A 15,654-nucleotide genomic window follows, 5' to 3' on the forward strand; every position below is an offset into this window, starting at 1 on the left:
ATGCATCCCCTGTATTTCAACATTAACAAATGCATAATATCAATATTTCATGATTAAAAAATATAAAATTACCGTTTTTATTATATTGATACTAAGTAATTATTCCTATGCCACCCCTAACAACCCATCCATAAAAAATAAAATTATCGATGCCTATGTAAGAAATGACCTTGAGAAAGTCATTCAATTAACTAAAGAAAACAGTATTCACGGTCCACTAACGGATTATCTTAATGGGGTAGCCTACCTACTTAAAGAGAATCAGGTGATGTCGGATGCGCGCACATCTTTAGAATATATTAAAGACTCAGCAGAAGCAGGAAACCCCTATGCGATGTGGAGCCTTGGTAGCGATATTTTATGTCAATACTGGGGAAATTGTGATGAGGATAGGAGCGAATGGAGAGACAAGGCTCGAGCTCAGTGGAAAAAACTCGCATTTAAAGATAATGATCCACAAGCGATGTACTATTACTCCGTAACGACTAATGATTTATTTTCTTATATTCCCTTTTATGCAGCAGATAAGAAAAGAGAGCTTCTATTTAAATCTATTGAAATGGGAAACTTCCAAGCATTATCTATGTGGTTTCTAGCAGTAAAAGATAAAATAGCTGATGGAGATCAAGAAACGATAGCGCAAGCAAAAAAGATGTTGCAGCCTTATGTTGATAAGGGCAACCCTTCTGCCCTTATAAAAGATGCTTTTGTACTAAAAAGCATTGATGAAAACAAAAACAAGCAAAAAATCTTTGATCTCTATCAATTGGCTGAGAAAAATGGTGGAGGCAATCTGGGCGACTATCTTTTTTTCTTAGAGAAAGACACCAATGGAGACGTCCTAAAGCAATATGAACACTTGTACGCTAAGGAATACACAATGAAAAATAACCCCTTAGGCTTAGCGGATGATATTGCTAATAAAAACCCCGAAAAATTCAAAGGTGTAGATATTGAAAAAATTCGGCGAAGAGCAATTGACCACGCTAAATGGGTAGAGCAGAAGCAACTGGAAAGAAGCAGCAAGTTGCAAACAATAGAAGATATTAATTATTTCCCTGTAGGCTGGTCATTTAAATAATTTCTCTTAAGCGATAACCCCGGATATCGCTTCTCTCTTGATTCCTGGCTCACCGAGCCCCAGCATTAAGGCCTCTCCCCGTTCTTGTCTGCCTTAGCAAAGGAATGCCCATGTCGCGCCTGAGTGAAAAGCTGTATCAGCGTTTGTTTGCCGGTGAGGAGCAGGATGCTGGTCGTGAGATTTCTGCAGAATCCGAGCAACGTGCGCCCGCCAATTTCTTTCGCTTGCTGATCTCACAGAGCTTTACCAAGCTGGGGGATGAGCTGGCGAATGCCAAGACGGTACTGCCCTGGTTAATTACCTATCTTGGGGCGGCCAACGGCTGGGTCGGTTTACTGGTGCCTGTGAGGGAATCGCTGTCGCTGGTTCCTCAGCTACTTGTCGCAGGCTGGATGCGCAAGCAGGCGTATCGCAAACGTGTCTGGCTACTGGGCGCGTGGATGCAATCCGGCGCATTGATTGGCATGGCACTGTGCGCCGTCCTGTTACACGGCAATCCTGGCGCACTTGCGGTGGTTCTGCTGCTGGCCGTTTTTAGTCTTGGGCGCTCTTTCTGCTCGGTATCCTCGAAGGATGTCATGGGCAAAGTGATACCCAAGTCCCGCCGCGGCCGCCTCAACGGTCTGGCCTCCAGCAGCGCAGGCGTGATCACGCTGCTGGTCGGCGGCGCACTGTTGTTCTGGCAGGACCAAAAAGGCCCGGCAGTGTATCTCTCGTTGCTACTCGCCGCCGGTGGTGTCTGGCTACTCTCCGCCCTGCTCTTCTCCCACATTGAAGAGCCCGCCAGCGATACGGAAAACGATGGCAACTCCGTTAAGGCATTGCTTGGTCGCCTGAAATTACTCACTCAGGACGGCATTTTCCTGCGCTATGTCCTCTCCCGTGCGCTCTTTATTTCCTCTGCGCTGGCTGGCCCCTATTACGTGCTGTTGGCGCAACAGGGGCAAAGCAGCCTGTCGGATGCACAGGTGCTCGGTGTGCTGGTGCTGGGTAGTGGTTTTGCCAGCGCGATCAGCAGTTCGATCTGGGGAAAAATGGCCGACCGTTCCAGCCGCCGCGTGATGATTCTGGCGGGCTTGCTGGCCGGAGCCTTAGGGTTGCGCGTCCGTCAGCGGTTGGCTGGAGCAGCAATCCCTGTGGCCCGCCTGTATCGCTTTTGTGGTGGTGTCGATCGCCCATGCGGGCATTCGTGTCGGTCGCAAAACCTATATGGTCGATATGGCCAGCGGCAATCAGCGCACGGATTATGTGGCGGTAAGCAATACGGTGATTGGCGTGTTACTGCTGATCAGCGGTGCCGTCGGTCTGCTTGAGCCTTACATCGGCGCAGCTGGCATTCTGGGTGTGTTATCCCTGACCAGTTTTGGCGGTGTTCTGCTGAGCCTGACGCTACCGGAAGTCGAATAACTCAAGCGTATGCACTAAGCGACTGAACGATGTGCTCACCTATACGTGAGCACTGGACTCGCCCGACACTTTCGACTCTTTCACTACACCCGTTGGCTGCCAGCAAAGTTCCACCTGCAGACCGGGCTGCTGGTCATCCCTGTCCTGCAGTTGCCAGCGAATATCCAGCGCCGTGGCAATGCGCGAAACAATGGCCAGCCCAAGCCCGGCGCCTTCCCGCCCGGTATCCAAACGGACAAAGCGCTTCATCACTTCAGAGCGGCGCTCCGCTGAAATGCCAGGGCCGTTATCCCTCACGCGGCAAATCACCCGGCGCGCCAGCACGATGTCATCCTCAACATCGACGGCCTCATTAGGCATCGTCACTTCGGTTTCATCACTGAGCAATTCCACTTCTACCTGACCGCCCTCGCCACTGTATTTGAGGGCGTTTTCCAGCAGGTTGCGCAGCAGTACGCGCACCAGAATCGGCTCGCTCATCACTGCAGGCGCTTCGCCAATCAGGCTGACATCCTTACCGTTCGCCAGCGGGCTATCAAACAGTTCGCCCAGCAGCTCTTCCAGCATGGGTTGTAAGTCGACCGGTTGCAGATCCAGCGTCGCCAGCCGGTTTTCCAGCCGCGCCAGACTCAACAGCTGATCCACCACTCGCGCCAAACGGCTGACACTGGCTCGCGCCTGCTGCACTTCCGCCGTTTGATGCTCAATTTCGCTCAGTTGCAGCATCAGAGCAGCCAGTGGCGAGCGCAGCTCATGAGCCACATCGGCGGCAAATCCGCGTTCACGCTGCAGGGTTTCATCCAGACGACCAATCCAGCCGTTCAGGCTTTGGGTGAGCTGCTTCAGCTCCGCGCGGGAGGAAACCTCCGGCAACAGGGAAAGGTCACTGGCAGTGCGCAGTTGCAGCCGCTGCGACAGTGTTCCCAGCGGCTTGAGGCCACGATGAATCACATAACCCAACACCAGTAGCAGCACGAGCAGCACCGCCAGATTGGGTAGCAGCATGGCCTCCAGGGTTTCTTCTATGGCGACATCCCGCACATCCAGTGCCTGCCAGAGACGCGCCCGCAGAGGCACACCTTCAAGCACCAGATCAAACGTCCGCCAGTGCACTTCGTTGTAATCAAGGCGGCCAAAGCCAGGCTCAAGAATGGGTTTTTGCGGCAGTTGCTCGGGCCACCAATGGTTGGTTTTCGGGTCCCAGAGCTGTAATCGGGAATTGGTTAAATGATGACGCTCATGCTTGCTAAGCTTGATCGGCATGGCATCCAGCGGGTGTTCCGTAAGTTCCTTGGCGATTTTTTCCGTGTCTTCCACGGGAAGGTTTTTCAGCCAGAGGCTGGTCCAGCCCGCCTGCGAGAGCAGATCGTTATCCAGCACTTCCTCGAGTTCGTACTCGCCCTGTTCAAGAATCCACAGGAAGCTGACGATCTGGCCCACCGCGACCAGACCCAGTACGACAATCAGCAGCAGGCGGCGCAGACTCAACCGGCAATCTCCAGACGGTAGCCCACACCGCGAATCGTACGGATGGCTTCTTTACCCAGCTTTTTACGCAAATGATGCACGTGAACTTCCAGTGAATTGCTTTCGACTTCTTCGCCCCAGCCGTAGAGCTGCTCTTCGAGGCGGCTGCGGGTGACCACCTGGGTATGGCGCTCTGCCAAGGCTTTCAGCAGCATAAACTCGCGGCGGTTCATATCAATTTCACTGTCCTGCCACCAGGCCCGGCACTGGGAAGGGTCAAGGCGCAACGCACCAATACGCCACTCCTCGGAACTTCGACCCTGTTGACGACGAGTCAGCGCCCGCAGACGTGCCTGCAATTCCGCCAGCTCAAAGGGTTTGACCAGATAGTCATCGGCACCGGCATCCAGACCGCTAACGCGATCATCCAGCGAATCACGTGCCGTCAGAATCAGGGTCGGCATGGCATTGCCGGTTTTGCGCACCTGGCGCAGCACATCCAGCCCATCCCCGTCCGGCAAGCCAAGGTCCAGAATCATCAGGTCGAAATACTCCTGTGGCGTTTGCAGTGCCAGCAGGGCCTCTTTGCCACGGCTGACCCAATCCACCACATCACCGCCGCGCTGCAGGCCGCGAACAAGGGCTTCAGCGAGGGCCTGATCATCTTCCACCAGCAGAATTCGCATCGTCTTTCGTTATCCTCTGCCACATCAAGCGTCACGACCAGCGGACTGGTCAGCATCGCGGGAGCATAGTGATTAAAACTTAAGACTACCTGAACAGCGGGGGCAAGCAGAAGGGAAGGATCAGCGGATACTGTCAATCAACGCCGATAATCCTGCACCCATAAAAAAAACCACGCCGACATCGCTGAGGGCGTGGTTTTTTATCAGACAAAGCCGCTGATTAGCTCACTAACAACTTATGCTGCTGCAGCTCGCATTTCTTTAGCGTCTTGCTGCACGTCAGCTGCGTAGTCAATAGGATCAGTAGTACGTTTATAGGAGTCTTGAGCGCCTGGCGTCCAGTTATCACCGCCGTTGTACTTCTGCAGTTTGTTGGTCATGTCACCGCCTTTGTCGGCGAGGATCACGGCGGCCATTTCCACCTGATCAGACTGGCTGCTGTGGTCATAGCTGTGGCCTGCCTGCTGGGCGAACTTGTCAGAGTATGCCTCGCGCGTCGTGCCCTCAACCTGCATCACACCATCACCATTGGTGCCCTGGTCCGCACCCCATTGAGTCTCACGCTTGGCCTGAGCTGCCAGAATGTAGGGGTCAATGTCATGCTTTTCACCGGCGCTGACACAGTCATTCCACAGTTTTTCAGGCATACCCGCCGGGCAACCGCCCACGGCGCCGGTGCTATCCGTACCGCCAGTGCTTTCGGTGCCCGCTGTTTCAGTATTGCCTGCAGGAGCGGAGTCACCCACAGGAGCAGAGTCGCCAGTCGGCTGAGCCACGGCTTTCTGCTGCAGACCGCTGGTGTCGATACCACCACCGCCCTGGCCGCCACCGCCGCCACCTTGACCACCGCCTACTCCCTGACCGCCACCAGCAGTGCTTTTCTGGCTAAAGGGATCAGAGGAACCGCCGGAGGTGGAGCTGTCAGGAGAGTTGCCTTTGAACATGTTCATCAGCATTTCCATGAACTGCTTCAGCATGTCGTTCATGCTGCCGCCTTCAGTGCCCTGGCCGCCACCAGTACCACCGCCGTTACCTTTACCCTGAGAGCTATCAGCGCCATCGCCTTTAGCCATCTTCATCATCATTTCCAGCAGCATTTTCAGCATGTCCTTCATGGACATACCTTCGGTGCTCTGGCCGCCGCCAGTACCGCCACCGACACCATCGCCGCCTTTATTGCCCTGAGTCGAGTCGCTTGCGCCTTCGCCCTTGGCCATCTTCATCATCATTTCGATCAGCAGTTTCAGCATGTCTTTCATGGACATGTTGCCGGTACCTTCGCTACCACCAGTGCCGCCTGCACCGTCAGTTCCTTTGGTACCGTCAGTGCCGCCGCCCTGACCATTCTGAGAGCCAGAAGCGCCTTCGCCCTTGGCCATCTTCATCATCATTTCCAGCATCATTTTCAGCATGTCCTTCATGGACATCTTGTCGCTGCTGGAAAGGGAATCACTACCTGAAGTCGATTGACTGCGCTCATTAGGACCGCTGAAGTCAACCTGGCCACCTCTGCCTGTGGACTCACCGCCACGCATGCCGCCTGCATGCTGACCGTGACATCCACCTTCCGTGGTGGTCGTTGTCGTTGTTGTGGTCGTAGTGACCGAATTTAGTGGCATCATCGTCGCAGCCTCCCAAGCCTTGATGAAAGCAGTTCACACGCCAATGGGTGGATAGGCAGCCCCCACAGGACAGATCCGAGACCGCTCTCACCGATCTGCACCAAAAAGACTACCTGGCATGAATCAAATGAGTGGGCAATTCAGGGGCTGAGTTCCCCCTTTGCACCGCAAGGAGGCAGGAATGTGCAGGGAAATTGCGGCGATTCTGCAGGCTTTGACGTGCTACTACCATCAAATCACTTTAGCCAGACAGAAGTGCGAAAGTGCGAAAGTGCGAAAGTGCGAGCACGCTAAAACAAAAAAGGCAGAGCCGAAGCCCTGCCTTTTTGATCCGGATAACGTCCCTCGCGGGAGATTAGTGGAAGGTAATGTTGAACTGGTTGGAAGTCGTACCCAGAGTGCTAAGGTCATCCTTAGGCACAACGTACGCCTGATCCGGATCCAGCTTGCTGTGCAGGTAATCCGATACCGCAGGATTGTTCTGCTCTGCAACGGTGGTCTTTTTCAGACCGATGACGTTACCGCTCGCATCCTTCGCCAGTGCATCATCAGGTGCACCTTTGGTCAGGTCTTCAGTCATACCGGAAGTTTTACCACCACCGTTAGGTGTAATAGTCATACCGCCGTTGAAGCCTTCGATGGCGGAAACGTCGTAGTAGTTGTTACCGTCAGCGTTGTTCAGCTTGAACTCGCCCAGAGTAGCGATGTCCTGGTCGTTAGAGACCTTACGAACGTTACCACCCCAACCTTCAGGCACTTCGATACCTTTGGTCTCGCCCGCTTTCAGGGTGACGTCAGGAATCTCGGCACAACCGGCGTTAGGCGTGAACTTGACAGTGATGTCCTTGCCCGTGTCGTTGGTCATGTTAAAGCCCTGAGTGCCTTCTGGCAGAGAGCCCGCCTGACCGACCGCATTGGCGCCATCAGTGTTGGCTACGCCTTGGGTATCACCGGCAGGAGCGGCATCACCCACAGGGGCTGCATCGCCAGTCGGCTGAGCAACGGCTTTCTGCTGCAGACCGCTGGTGTCGACACCACCGCCCTCGCCACCGCCGCCACCTTGACCACCGCCTACTCCCTGACCGCCACCGCCACCACCGCCGCCGGCAGTGCTTTTCTGGCTGAAGGGATCAGAGGAACCGCTTGAGGTGGAGCTGTCAGGGGAGTTGCCTTTGAACATGTTCATCAGCATTTCCATGAACTGCTTCAGCATGTCATTCATGCCGCCACCACCACTGCTGTCGGTACCGCCGGTGCTGCCTGTGCCATCACCGCCTTTACCTTGAGTGGAATCGCCAGTGCCTTCGCCCTTGGCCATCTTCATCATCATTTCCAACAGCATTTTCAGCATGTCTTTCATGGACATACCGTCGGTGCTCTGAGTGCCGTCGCCGCCACCCACACCGTTGCCATTGTTAGAGCCCTGAGTATTGCCGCCGGTATTGCTACCCTGAGTAGCATCACCGGTGCCTTCACCCTTGGCCATCTTCATCATCATTTCCAGCAGCATTTTCAGCATGTCTTTCATGGACATGTTGCCGGTACCCTGGCTGCCGCTGGTGCCGTCAGCACCACCCACGCCCTTGGTACCATCGCTGCCGTTGGATTGACCATTCTGAGAGCTATCGGCACCTTCGCCTTTAGCCATCTTCATCATCATTTCCAGCATCATTTTCAGCATGTCCTTCATGGACATCTGATCACTGCTACCCAGGGTATCGCTGCCCGAAGAGGACTGGCTGCTGCTGCGCTCGTTAGGGCCGCTGAAATCCACTGCGCCGGAACGTCCACCTGCCGCTTCGCCACCACGAACACCGCCACCGTGACCACCACCAAAACCGCCGCCTTCGGTCGTGGTCGTAGTAGTGGTTGTGGTAACACTATTGCTTAAAGGCATCATCGCACATTACTCCCGTTAGCCGACCTGGCCACCGCCAGTACCACCACCCGTAGAGCCGCCGCCGGTGCCACCTTTCATGACACTCATCATAGCGTCTACCACCGCAGAGATGATTTCTTTCATAGACATGCTGTCGCCACCCTTTTCACCACCGCTGGATTTTTGGGCACCGTCAACACCGTTATTTTGTCCGCCAGCAGTATTCTGACCCTGTTGACCTGTGCCATCAGTGCCTTCGCCTTTGAACATCTTCATGATCATTTCCATGAACTTCTTGAGCATGTCTTCGCTCATGCCAGTGCCATTGGCGTTGTCACCATTGTTCTGGCCGATGCCATCCGACTTACCGGTCCCGGTACCACTATCCTTACCCTGACCAGTGCCATCAGCGCCTTCGCCTTTAGCCATCTTCATCATCATTTCGACGATCATCTTGACCAGATCCTGCATGGACATCTGATCGCCGGAAGTGCTATCCGTGCCGGAGTTTTGGCCAACACTGGATTTCTCATTAGGACCACTGAAGTCCACCGCCTTGGAGCCACCCAAGTTGGACATAGCAGTATCAGTCACTTTGGATACGAACGAGCTGTCACCGCCAGATGAAAAGCCCGTGTTACCGCCTAAACCTGTAGAAGATCCAACATTCATCAATCTAACCTCCCCTAGAATTGATTCTGTTCTTAAGTGGGAGGTAAGAGTTTCTGGTTCCTCGATCTGCTCATTTTTGCGCCACCCTTCTGCCTTCTATGTGGCGTCAGGGCGGACAAAGGTTCGCCAGTGAGCGGCAGAAGTCAGGCTGTACGGCGGGTAACGACCATGATGCCGGCCAGCACCAGTACGCCGCCGACAATAAAGGTGGTGGAGAGCTGATCGCCCAGAATGGTCGCGCCGAAGATGGCGGCAATGATGGGAGTCATGAAGGAGAACACGGCCAGACGGCTGGCCAGATACTTACGAAGCAGCGCCAACCAGCCAACAAAACTGAGGGTGCTGAGGATGATTGTCTGATACGTCATGCTCAGGGTTGAGCTAAAAGTCACATTCCAGTCGCTGAACTGGCCCATCAGCGCCGCCATCGGAATCAACAGACAGGCAGTAAAGCCAAGCTCATACATCAGCGTCTTGACCGGCGAGGCTTCTGACAGGGAGGTGGCGCGTATGGCCACCGTAGTAATCCCCCAGAAGAACCCGGAAGCCAGGCCAATAAGATCTCCCAGTACGGCTTTGGCATCGACCGGTCCTGCGTTGATTAGCCCTTCGGAAAGGGCAAGGATCAGGCCGATAAAGGCCAGAGACATGCCCAGCCACTGGCGCTTGCTCAGCTGCTCTCCCGGCACCAGAAAATGCAGGCCCAGTGCTGTCCAGAGCGGTGAGGTGTAAAGGAACACGGCGATATGAGTCGCCGAAGTCAGCGTCAGGCCGAAGGTCACGCAGACAAACTCCATGGCAAACAGGAAACCTGCCAGCAGCCCAGGCCACAGACTGCCATCCGCCACGAAAAGCCGCTCCCGGCGCCAGAGCGCATAAGCCCACAGCAGCAGGGTGGCGCCCAGCGAGCGCACTCCCACCTGCGCCACCGTACCGATATCGTCCGCCGCCAGTTTGATAGCGATGGTCTGGGACGCCCAGATCGTACAAAGCACGATCATGATCGCGAAAGCTTTGCCATCAGGCGCTTGGCGTAATACAGGCAATGGGGCTGACATGCCGGCGGTCCTTGGAATCAGTCGATAAGAAAGAATAAAAGCTATCCGAACGGATAAGCCCGCAGAGCATACTCCGCACGGCCCGACGGCACTATAGCCGCAGCGTTAAGCGCCGGAGCAACAACCCGACTATCGGCTGCAACAGCTGCAATAAAAAGCCCCGGCATGCCGACGAGCACCGGGCCAGGGCGGGGACTGCCAAACGGCAAAACCATCAGTGAATGAGATCAGCGCAGAAAGCCACCTTACACAGAGGACGGATAAGGATGCTCCGTGCGCCAGAATCGGGGTAATGACGGAGCCTCGCCATCAGGCCGATCCGCGACGGGCTCACGAGCGCTGAGCTGCAGGGGAATCACCCCACTCCAGACCGGCAGGTTCTGATCCTCGGCATCATCACCCGTGGGCGCATTGCGTACCTTGCACGACCACTCCTCAATCTTGATCCGCAGTACCATCGTCGCCTTCAGCTCAATCTCATTGGCCATGCGCGCTTGGGTCGAGCGACCGGGGCTGATGTGATCGATAAAGGCAATCAGGCTCTCCTCTTTATGATCACCGGTGACTTCTTCCATGACCCCAAAAAGCACCGCCGAACGGTAGTTCATGGAGTGATTAAAAGCGGATTTGGCCATTACCAGACCGTCCAGCAGGGTGAAGCTCAGGCAACAGGTCTGGCCATTCATCAGCTGGCGCATCAGGCCATTACGGCTGTGCCCGTGAATATAGACATACTCACCCATGCGCCAGTGCGCCGTCGGCAGCACCGTGGTGCAATCGCCCGTCTGGCCCGCCACATGACAGATCAGACACTCATCAATAATGGCTTCCAGCTGCTCTCGGTCATCCACCGCGCGCTTGGCGCCACGACGGACTCGGGTACGTTCTGACATGGCGCTTACTCCCGTTGATAGCCACTACACTCAAGGCCCCGTCGCCACCTGAGTGCTCAGGTCTGCGGCGGTTGAATGGCGCCATCATCGGGTAAACATTGGCCCTACCAAAGAGCCATTCTGAAAAATATGATAGAGCCATTGATACTTCACCTTGAGTACCTCCATGCTGGACCTGAACCAAATCCACCTGAGTGCGGATGGCACCCAACCGCGTTTTCGCCAGCTCTATCAGCAACTGCGCGACCAGATTCTGACCGGCGTGTTGCAGGCTGGCACACGGCTACCCAGCTCTCGGGATCTGGCCAAAGCACTGGGCGTCAGTCGTAATACCGTCCTGCAAGCCTTTGAGCAGTTACTGGCCGAGGGTTTTGTCAGTGGAAAAACCGGTGCCGGCACCTTTGTCCAGGCCCAGCCCAGTCAGGTATTACAACAGGCGAACCAACCCGGCCAGAGTCAGGCGGCGCCCGGTTTATCAGCACGGGGCGAACGTTTAACACAGGTCGATCGCGGCAATCCGGCCCGGGTGATTGCCCCGCTGTTTTCTGTTGGCATGCCAGCCCTCGACCTGTTTCCCTGGCTCGAATGGCGACGGCTGATGAACTACCAATGGCAACGCGGCGCGCAGTTGGCCGGGTATGGGGATCCGCAGGGCTATCGTCCTCTTCGTGAAGCGCTGGCAACCTACCTGCGCGACAGCCGTGGTGTACGCTGCGAAGCCGATCAGATTCTGATTACCGCCGGTGCCCAGCAGGGCATCGAGCTGGTCGCCCGCCTCTGTCTTAACCCCGGAGATCCGGTATGGATGGAGGATCCGGGCTATATCGGCGCCCTGGGTGGACTTCGCACTGCGGAGCTGACGTTAGTGCCGCGCACGCTGGATAACGAAGGCCTGTGCCTTGAGGAAAGCGACACGCCGCCGGGGCTGATCTATCTCACCCCATCGCACCAGTACCCTACCGGCGTCACCCTGAGCCTGAACCGTCGCCAGCAGCTGATCGACTATGCCCGCCGTCATGGCTGCTGGGTGCTGGAAGATGACTACGACTCGGAGTTTCGCTACGACAGCCGCCCGCTGGCATCCCTGCAAGGCATTGAGGGCGGCCAGAATGTGATCTACGTCGGCACGCTTTCGAAGGTGATGTTTCCGGCGCTGCGGTTGGGCTATCTGGTGCTGCCCAAATCCCTGGTGGCGCCCTTCTGCCGCTACCGCGCGCTAGTGGACTATCACCCGCCGCTCCATGCTCAGGCGGCAACGGCGGCCTTTATCGAGGAAGGTCTGCTGGCCTCGCATATTCGCAAAATGCGCCACTGCTATCAGCGCCGACGGGATTTTCTCTGGCAGCATCTGGCTGACCGTATGGGTGCGGCCATGCCGCCGCGTCCCCAGGCCGGGATGCACCTGTGCCTGCCGATTCAGGGTGATGATCAGGCGCTGGCACTGTCGGCCAATCAGCATCGGATGAATATCCGCCCCTTGAGCAGCTATTGCCTGAACGCACCGGATCGCGGGCTATTGCTGGGTTATGCCGGCTACAGCGAAGAGACGATGGCCGCAGGCCTGGAGCGACTGTGGCCATTACTGGAACCGGCGCTTAAGACCTCGCTCTAGGGCGCAGCTGCTGCAGACACGCCAGCCGATGGGCAGATCACGCCAGAAATGTTTCGGGGGCTGGTAACCCGGTGGCAAGTTTCTATAATCCGCAGCCTGATCATTTTCTGTTCAGTGCTGAATTGACTCCTGCGGGACAGACTTTCACGGTGCCCCCGGCCGACGGTGTGCTACCTATCCGAAAGTCGCTTAACAGCCGGTGCAGATCTGACCTACGCTTCTTACACGTTGCCATGAGACCGCACCATGTCCCAGATGACAGCTTTCAGCCTGACCGCCCTGCTTATTGCCCTGACCCTTTCCCTCGGCAAGACCCTGCTGCATCTGCATTTACTGCCCGGTTACCCGCTGGCATTGCTGATTAGCTGGCTGATGGTCGGGCATGTGCTCGGTTACTTCCGTCTGGTAAAGGCTGAACCCGGTTTTGCGGGCGAATGGTGCCACTGGTTCTTCAGCCAGCTGCTTGGGCCACTGCATAACTTCAGCCTGCGCCCCTGGGAAAAGTTCGACCGCGACTGAGCATGATCGCGATCTTCCACTGACTTATCCTGCCCTCATCATTGGCTGACTTCGACTCCTTCCCGCTTTTCCCCGCTTTGCTGCCCCTCGTTTTTTCAACGTTTTACCGGGACAAGAGACATTCAATCGTCACCCATTGGGGCATAAGCCACCCCCTTACTTATAACCAAAACAAACACACCACTTAATTTATTATTCTTTTATTTGCTTTGAGACTTTCTGCTAAGCTGGGCGGTATCTCAGCTTGGGTTATCGGCTTTTTGTCCTGCTCCGGCTGAAAACGTTTTTTCCTTTATCGCGCTCAGAACACTGCGAGCCCTCATTACTGGAGTACCTATGAAACCCATTCGTTCCCTGTTGCTGTTAGGTGCCATGGCGTTGAGCAGCGTGACCCACGCCGCTGATGCACTGGAGCAGATCAAGTCTTCCGGCGTGTTCAAGATTGGTACCGAAGGCACCTACGCGCCTTTCACCTACCATGACAAAGAAGGCAAGCTGACCGGCTTTGATGTGGAAATCGGCGCAGCCATCGCCAAGCGTCTGGGTGTTAAGCCTGAGTTTGTTGAAGGCAAGTGGGACGGTCTGATCGCAGGTCTGGACGTCAACCGTTATGACGCGGTGATCAACGAAGTGTCCATCACGGATGCACGCAAAGCGAAGTATGACTTCTCCGAGCCCTACATCACCTCCAAAGCCGTGCTGATCGTGCCTAACAAAAGTGACGACATCAGCTCCTTTGAAGACCTGAAAGGCAAAAAATCCGCCAACACCCTGACCAGCAACTTCGGCAAGCTGGCAGAGAAATACGGTGCAGAAATCGCTCCGGTTCAGGGCTTTAACGACTCCATCGAATTGGTGCTGTCCGGCCGTGCCGATGCCACCATCAACGACAGCCTGTCCTACCTGGACTTCAAAAAGCACAAGCCTGATGCGCCTGTAAAAGTCGTTGCCGAACAGGCCGATGCCGATCACGCCGGTGTCCTGATCCGCAAGGAAAACCCTGAGCTGCTGGCAGCCATCAACAAGGCGCTGGCTGACATGAAAGCAGACGGTACCTACTTAAGCATCGCCAAGAAATACTTCGGTCAGGACGTTTCCCAGTAAGTTCTGGGATTCCCGACCCTCTCAAGTCCCTCGCCTCACGGTGAGGGACTTTTTGCATTTCAGATCTGCCTCCACACCGGCTGATCCCGCTCCGGAGACTGCACCATGCCAGATTGGTTACAGTTGATGATCGACTCCTTTCCGTCGCTGCTTTATGCCGGACTGGTGTTCACCATCCCCCTGACGCTGCTGTCGTTCGCCTTTGGCCTGAGCCTGGGTTTTCTGACCGCCCTGACCCGCCTTTACAGCCCCAAACCCGTGCAAATGATTGCCCGGTTTTACGTGTGGCTGTTCCGCGGCACACCGCTTTTGGTGCAGCTCTTTCTGATTTTCTACGGCCTGCCCAAGGTCGGCATTGTGTTTGACCCCTTCCCGGCGGCACTGATCGGCTTCACCCTGAACATCGGCGCCTACTCCTCTGAAATCATCCGCGCGGTGATTCAGTCAGTACCCAAAGGCCAGTGGGAAGCGTCCTTCTCCATCGGCATGAACTGGAGTCAGGCCCTGCGTCGCATCATCCTGCCGCAGGCAACCCGCATTGCCGTACCGCCGCTTTCCAACACCTTTATTGCCCTGGTGAAAGACACCTCTCTGGCCGCCGTACTGACCGTGCCCGAGCTGTTTCAGGCTGCCCAGCGCATCGCCTCCACCACCTATGAACCGCTGGTGCTCTATACGGAAACCGCGCTGATTTATCTCGCCTTCAGCACCGTACTGTCCTGGGGACAGGAGCGCCTTGAGCGCCATTACGGCAAACACGCGATGACGGTCGGAGGTCAGGCATGATCGGGCTTAAAGCAATCGACAAATATTTCGGTGAAAGCCACGTCCTCAAAGGCGTCGACCTCACCATCGCCGAAGGCAGCGTCACCGCCCTGATCGGTCCTTCCGGCAGCGGCAAGAGCACCCTGCTTCGCAGCATCAATTTGCTGGAGTGGCCTCAGGCCGGTGAACTGAAAATTGGTGAAGCCAGCCTGCGCTTTCCGGCGGACCCGAAAAAACAGCGCCAGCAGGTTCAGGCACTGCGCCGCCAGACCGGCATGGTCTTCCAGAACTTTCAGCTGTTTCCGCACTTCTCGGTGCAGGACAACGTCATGGAAGGGCTGGTCACGGTACTCAAATGGGACAAGGCTCGTGCCCGCGAGCGCGCCCTGGAACTGCTGGAAAAAGTCGGTATGGCGCACAAGGCGGATGCCTGGCCGGCCAACCTCTCCGGCGGTCAGCAGCAGCGTGTGGCTATCGCCCGTGCGCTGGCGCCCTCACCGCGCGTACTGCTCTGTGATGAGCCGACCTCAGCCCTTGACCCTGAACTGGCGATTGAAGTGGTTGCGGTGCTCAAACAACTGGCCGCCGAAGGCGTCACCATGGTGATGGCGACCCACGACCTGCGTCTGGCCTCCACCATCGCCGAGCAGGTGGTGTTTCTGGAGGATGGCCGCATTGTCGAATCCGGCAACGGCAAAAGCTTCTTCACCCAGCCAAAACACGCCCGCACCGCGGAGTTTATTTCCTCACTGAGCGGGCATTCAGTCGGCGAGTAAAACGTATCCACTCCGCCTCCTCGGGAGGCTCGAAAATTTACCCATAAACAAAAGGGATCCTGAGGATCCCTTTTGTTTTATTTCATGATTGGCACTGGCGTGTCTGAACCGCG

At 55.9% G+C, this 15,654-nt stretch carries 15 protein-coding genes; 8 read left to right on the plus strand and 7 right to left on the minus strand.

All coding sequences use genetic code 11. The features are described from left to right. The first annotated feature begins 49 nt into the window (after nt 1–49). The 3 genes from ACKC9G_RS16780 to ACKC9G_RS16790 all read left to right on the plus strand — a co-directional run bounded on the left by ACKC9G_RS16780 (nt 50) and on the right by ACKC9G_RS16790 (nt 2,488). Nucleotides 50–1,081, plus strand: coding sequence for a hypothetical protein (locus ACKC9G_RS16780; RefSeq protein WP_411407517.1), 1,032 nt, complete (start codon nt 50–52; stop codon nt 1,079–1,081). 110 nt (nt 1,082–1,191) lie between these two features. Further along, a complete protein-coding gene (locus ACKC9G_RS16785) occupies nt 1,192–2,394 on the plus strand; it encodes an MFS transporter (RefSeq protein ID WP_411407519.1) in 1,203 nt (400 codons plus the stop codon). Continuing rightward, the gene (locus tag ACKC9G_RS16790; protein ID WP_411407521.1) at nt 2,357–2,488 is read left to right on the plus strand and encodes a hypothetical protein; all 132 of its coding nucleotides are present in this window, start codon (nt 2,357–2,359) and stop codon (nt 2,486–2,488) included. Before ACKC9G_RS16785 ends, ACKC9G_RS16790 begins: the two co-directional genes overlap by 38 nt. A 39-nt stretch (nt 2,489–2,527) precedes the next feature. On the opposite strand, the gene ACKC9G_RS16795 is transcribed toward ACKC9G_RS16790, so the two are convergent. The 7 genes from ACKC9G_RS16795 to ACKC9G_RS16825 all read right to left on the minus strand — a co-directional run bounded on the left by ACKC9G_RS16795 (nt 2,528) and on the right by ACKC9G_RS16825 (nt 10,765). Next, nucleotides 2,528–3,976, minus strand: coding sequence for an ATP-binding protein (locus ACKC9G_RS16795; protein WP_411407524.1), 1,449 nt, complete (start codon nt 3,974–3,976; stop codon nt 2,528–2,530). Next, nucleotides 3,973–4,641, minus strand: coding sequence for a response regulator (locus tag ACKC9G_RS16800; RefSeq protein ID WP_411407526.1), 669 nt, complete (start codon nt 4,639–4,641; stop codon nt 3,973–3,975). Before ACKC9G_RS16800 ends, ACKC9G_RS16795 begins: the two co-directional genes overlap by 4 nt. A gap of 236 nt (nt 4,642–4,877) precedes the next feature. Continuing rightward, on the minus strand, nt 4,878–6,263 hold the full coding sequence (locus ACKC9G_RS16805; RefSeq protein ID WP_411407528.1) for a hypothetical protein: 1,386 nt from the start codon (nt 6,261–6,263) through the stop codon (nt 4,878–4,880). Between the two features lie 355 nt (nt 6,264–6,618). Beyond that, nucleotides 6,619–8,163 carry a thaumatin family protein gene (locus ACKC9G_RS16810; protein ID WP_411407530.1) on the minus strand — a complete coding sequence of 515 codons (1,545 nt, stop codon included), beginning with the start codon at nt 8,161–8,163 and terminating at the stop codon, nt 6,619–6,621. A gap of 15 nt (nt 8,164–8,178) precedes the next feature. Further along, nucleotides 8,179–8,721, minus strand: coding sequence for a hypothetical protein (locus tag ACKC9G_RS16815; protein WP_411407532.1), 543 nt, complete (start codon nt 8,719–8,721; stop codon nt 8,179–8,181). A 236-nt stretch (nt 8,722–8,957) separates the two neighbouring features. Next, nucleotides 8,958–9,872, minus strand: coding sequence for a DMT family transporter (locus ACKC9G_RS16820; protein WP_411407534.1), 915 nt, complete (start codon nt 9,870–9,872; stop codon nt 8,958–8,960). A gap of 245 nt (nt 9,873–10,117) precedes the next feature. After that, the gene (locus tag ACKC9G_RS16825; RefSeq protein WP_411407536.1) at nt 10,118–10,765 is read right to left on the minus strand and encodes a pyridoxamine 5'-phosphate oxidase family protein; all 648 of its coding nucleotides are present in this window, start codon (nt 10,763–10,765) and stop codon (nt 10,118–10,120) included. A 166-nt stretch (nt 10,766–10,931) separates the two neighbouring features. Here ACKC9G_RS16825 and ACKC9G_RS16830 point away from each other — a divergent pair, with 166 nt between their 5' ends. The 5 genes from ACKC9G_RS16830 (at nt 10,932) to ACKC9G_RS16850 (ending at nt 15,541) form a co-directional block, all read left to right on the plus strand. Next, nucleotides 10,932–12,377, plus strand: a complete 1,446-nt coding sequence (locus ACKC9G_RS16830) for a PLP-dependent aminotransferase family protein (protein WP_411407538.1) — start codon at nt 10,932–10,934, stop codon at nt 12,375–12,377. Between the two features lie 246 nt (nt 12,378–12,623). Next, complete coding sequence (locus ACKC9G_RS16835) at nt 12,624–12,896, plus strand: hypothetical protein (protein ID WP_411407540.1); 273 nt, start codon at nt 12,624–12,626, stop codon at nt 12,894–12,896. A gap of 336 nt (nt 12,897–13,232) precedes the next feature. After that, on the plus strand, nt 13,233–14,000 hold the full coding sequence (locus tag ACKC9G_RS16840; RefSeq protein ID WP_411407542.1) for an amino acid ABC transporter substrate-binding protein: 768 nt from the start codon (nt 13,233–13,235) through the stop codon (nt 13,998–14,000). Between the two features lie 105 nt (nt 14,001–14,105). Next, nucleotides 14,106–14,786, plus strand: a complete 681-nt coding sequence (locus ACKC9G_RS16845) for an amino acid ABC transporter permease (protein ID WP_411407544.1) — start codon at nt 14,106–14,108, stop codon at nt 14,784–14,786. After that, the gene (locus ACKC9G_RS16850) at nt 14,783–15,541 is read left to right on the plus strand and encodes an amino acid ABC transporter ATP-binding protein (protein WP_411407546.1); all 759 of its coding nucleotides are present in this window, start codon (nt 14,783–14,785) and stop codon (nt 15,539–15,541) included. Before ACKC9G_RS16845 ends, ACKC9G_RS16850 begins: the two co-directional genes overlap by 4 nt. The last annotated feature ends 113 nt before the right edge of the window (nt 15,542–15,654 follow it).

Origin of the sequence: Pokkaliibacter sp. CJK22405 (assembly GCF_046614695.1) — a bacterium.
Classification (GTDB): Bacteria; Pseudomonadota; Gammaproteobacteria; order Pseudomonadales; family Balneatricaceae; genus Pokkaliibacter.

Excerpts from the sequence above, each read along its gene's own strand:
- ACKC9G_RS16780 (WP_411407517.1), top strand. The coding sequence starts at position 50 with ATGATTAAAAAATATAAAATTACCGTTTTTATTATATTGATACTAAGT.
- ACKC9G_RS16785 (WP_411407519.1), top strand. The coding sequence starts at position 1,192 with ATGTCGCGCCTGAGTGAAAAGCTGTATCAGCGTTTGTTTGCCGGTGAG.
- ACKC9G_RS16800 (WP_411407526.1), bottom strand. The coding sequence starts at position 4,641 with ATGCGAATTCTGCTGGTGGAAGATGATCAGGCCCTCGCTGAAGCCCTT.
- ACKC9G_RS16805 (WP_411407528.1), bottom strand. The coding sequence starts at position 6,263 with ATGATGCCACTAAATTCGGTCACTACGACCACAACAACGACAACGACC.
- ACKC9G_RS16810 (WP_411407530.1), bottom strand. The coding sequence starts at position 8,163 with ATGATGCCTTTAAGCAATAGTGTTACCACAACCACTACTACGACCACG.
- ACKC9G_RS16815 (WP_411407532.1), bottom strand. The coding sequence starts at position 8,721 with ATGTCCAACTTGGGTGGCTCCAAGGCGGTGGACTTCAGTGGTCCTAAT.
- ACKC9G_RS16820 (WP_411407534.1), bottom strand. The coding sequence starts at position 9,872 with ATGTCAGCCCCATTGCCTGTATTACGCCAAGCGCCTGATGGCAAAGCT.
- ACKC9G_RS16825 (WP_411407536.1), bottom strand. The coding sequence starts at position 10,765 with ATGTCAGAACGTACCCGAGTCCGTCGTGGCGCCAAGCGCGCGGTGGAT.
- ACKC9G_RS16830 (WP_411407538.1), top strand. The coding sequence starts at position 10,932 with ATGCTGGACCTGAACCAAATCCACCTGAGTGCGGATGGCACCCAACCG.
- ACKC9G_RS16835 (WP_411407540.1), top strand. The coding sequence starts at position 12,624 with ATGTCCCAGATGACAGCTTTCAGCCTGACCGCCCTGCTTATTGCCCTG.
- ACKC9G_RS16840 (WP_411407542.1), top strand. The coding sequence starts at position 13,233 with ATGAAACCCATTCGTTCCCTGTTGCTGTTAGGTGCCATGGCGTTGAGC.
- ACKC9G_RS16845 (WP_411407544.1), top strand. The coding sequence starts at position 14,106 with ATGCCAGATTGGTTACAGTTGATGATCGACTCCTTTCCGTCGCTGCTT.
- ACKC9G_RS16850 (WP_411407546.1), top strand. The coding sequence starts at position 14,783 with ATGATCGGGCTTAAAGCAATCGACAAATATTTCGGTGAAAGCCACGTC.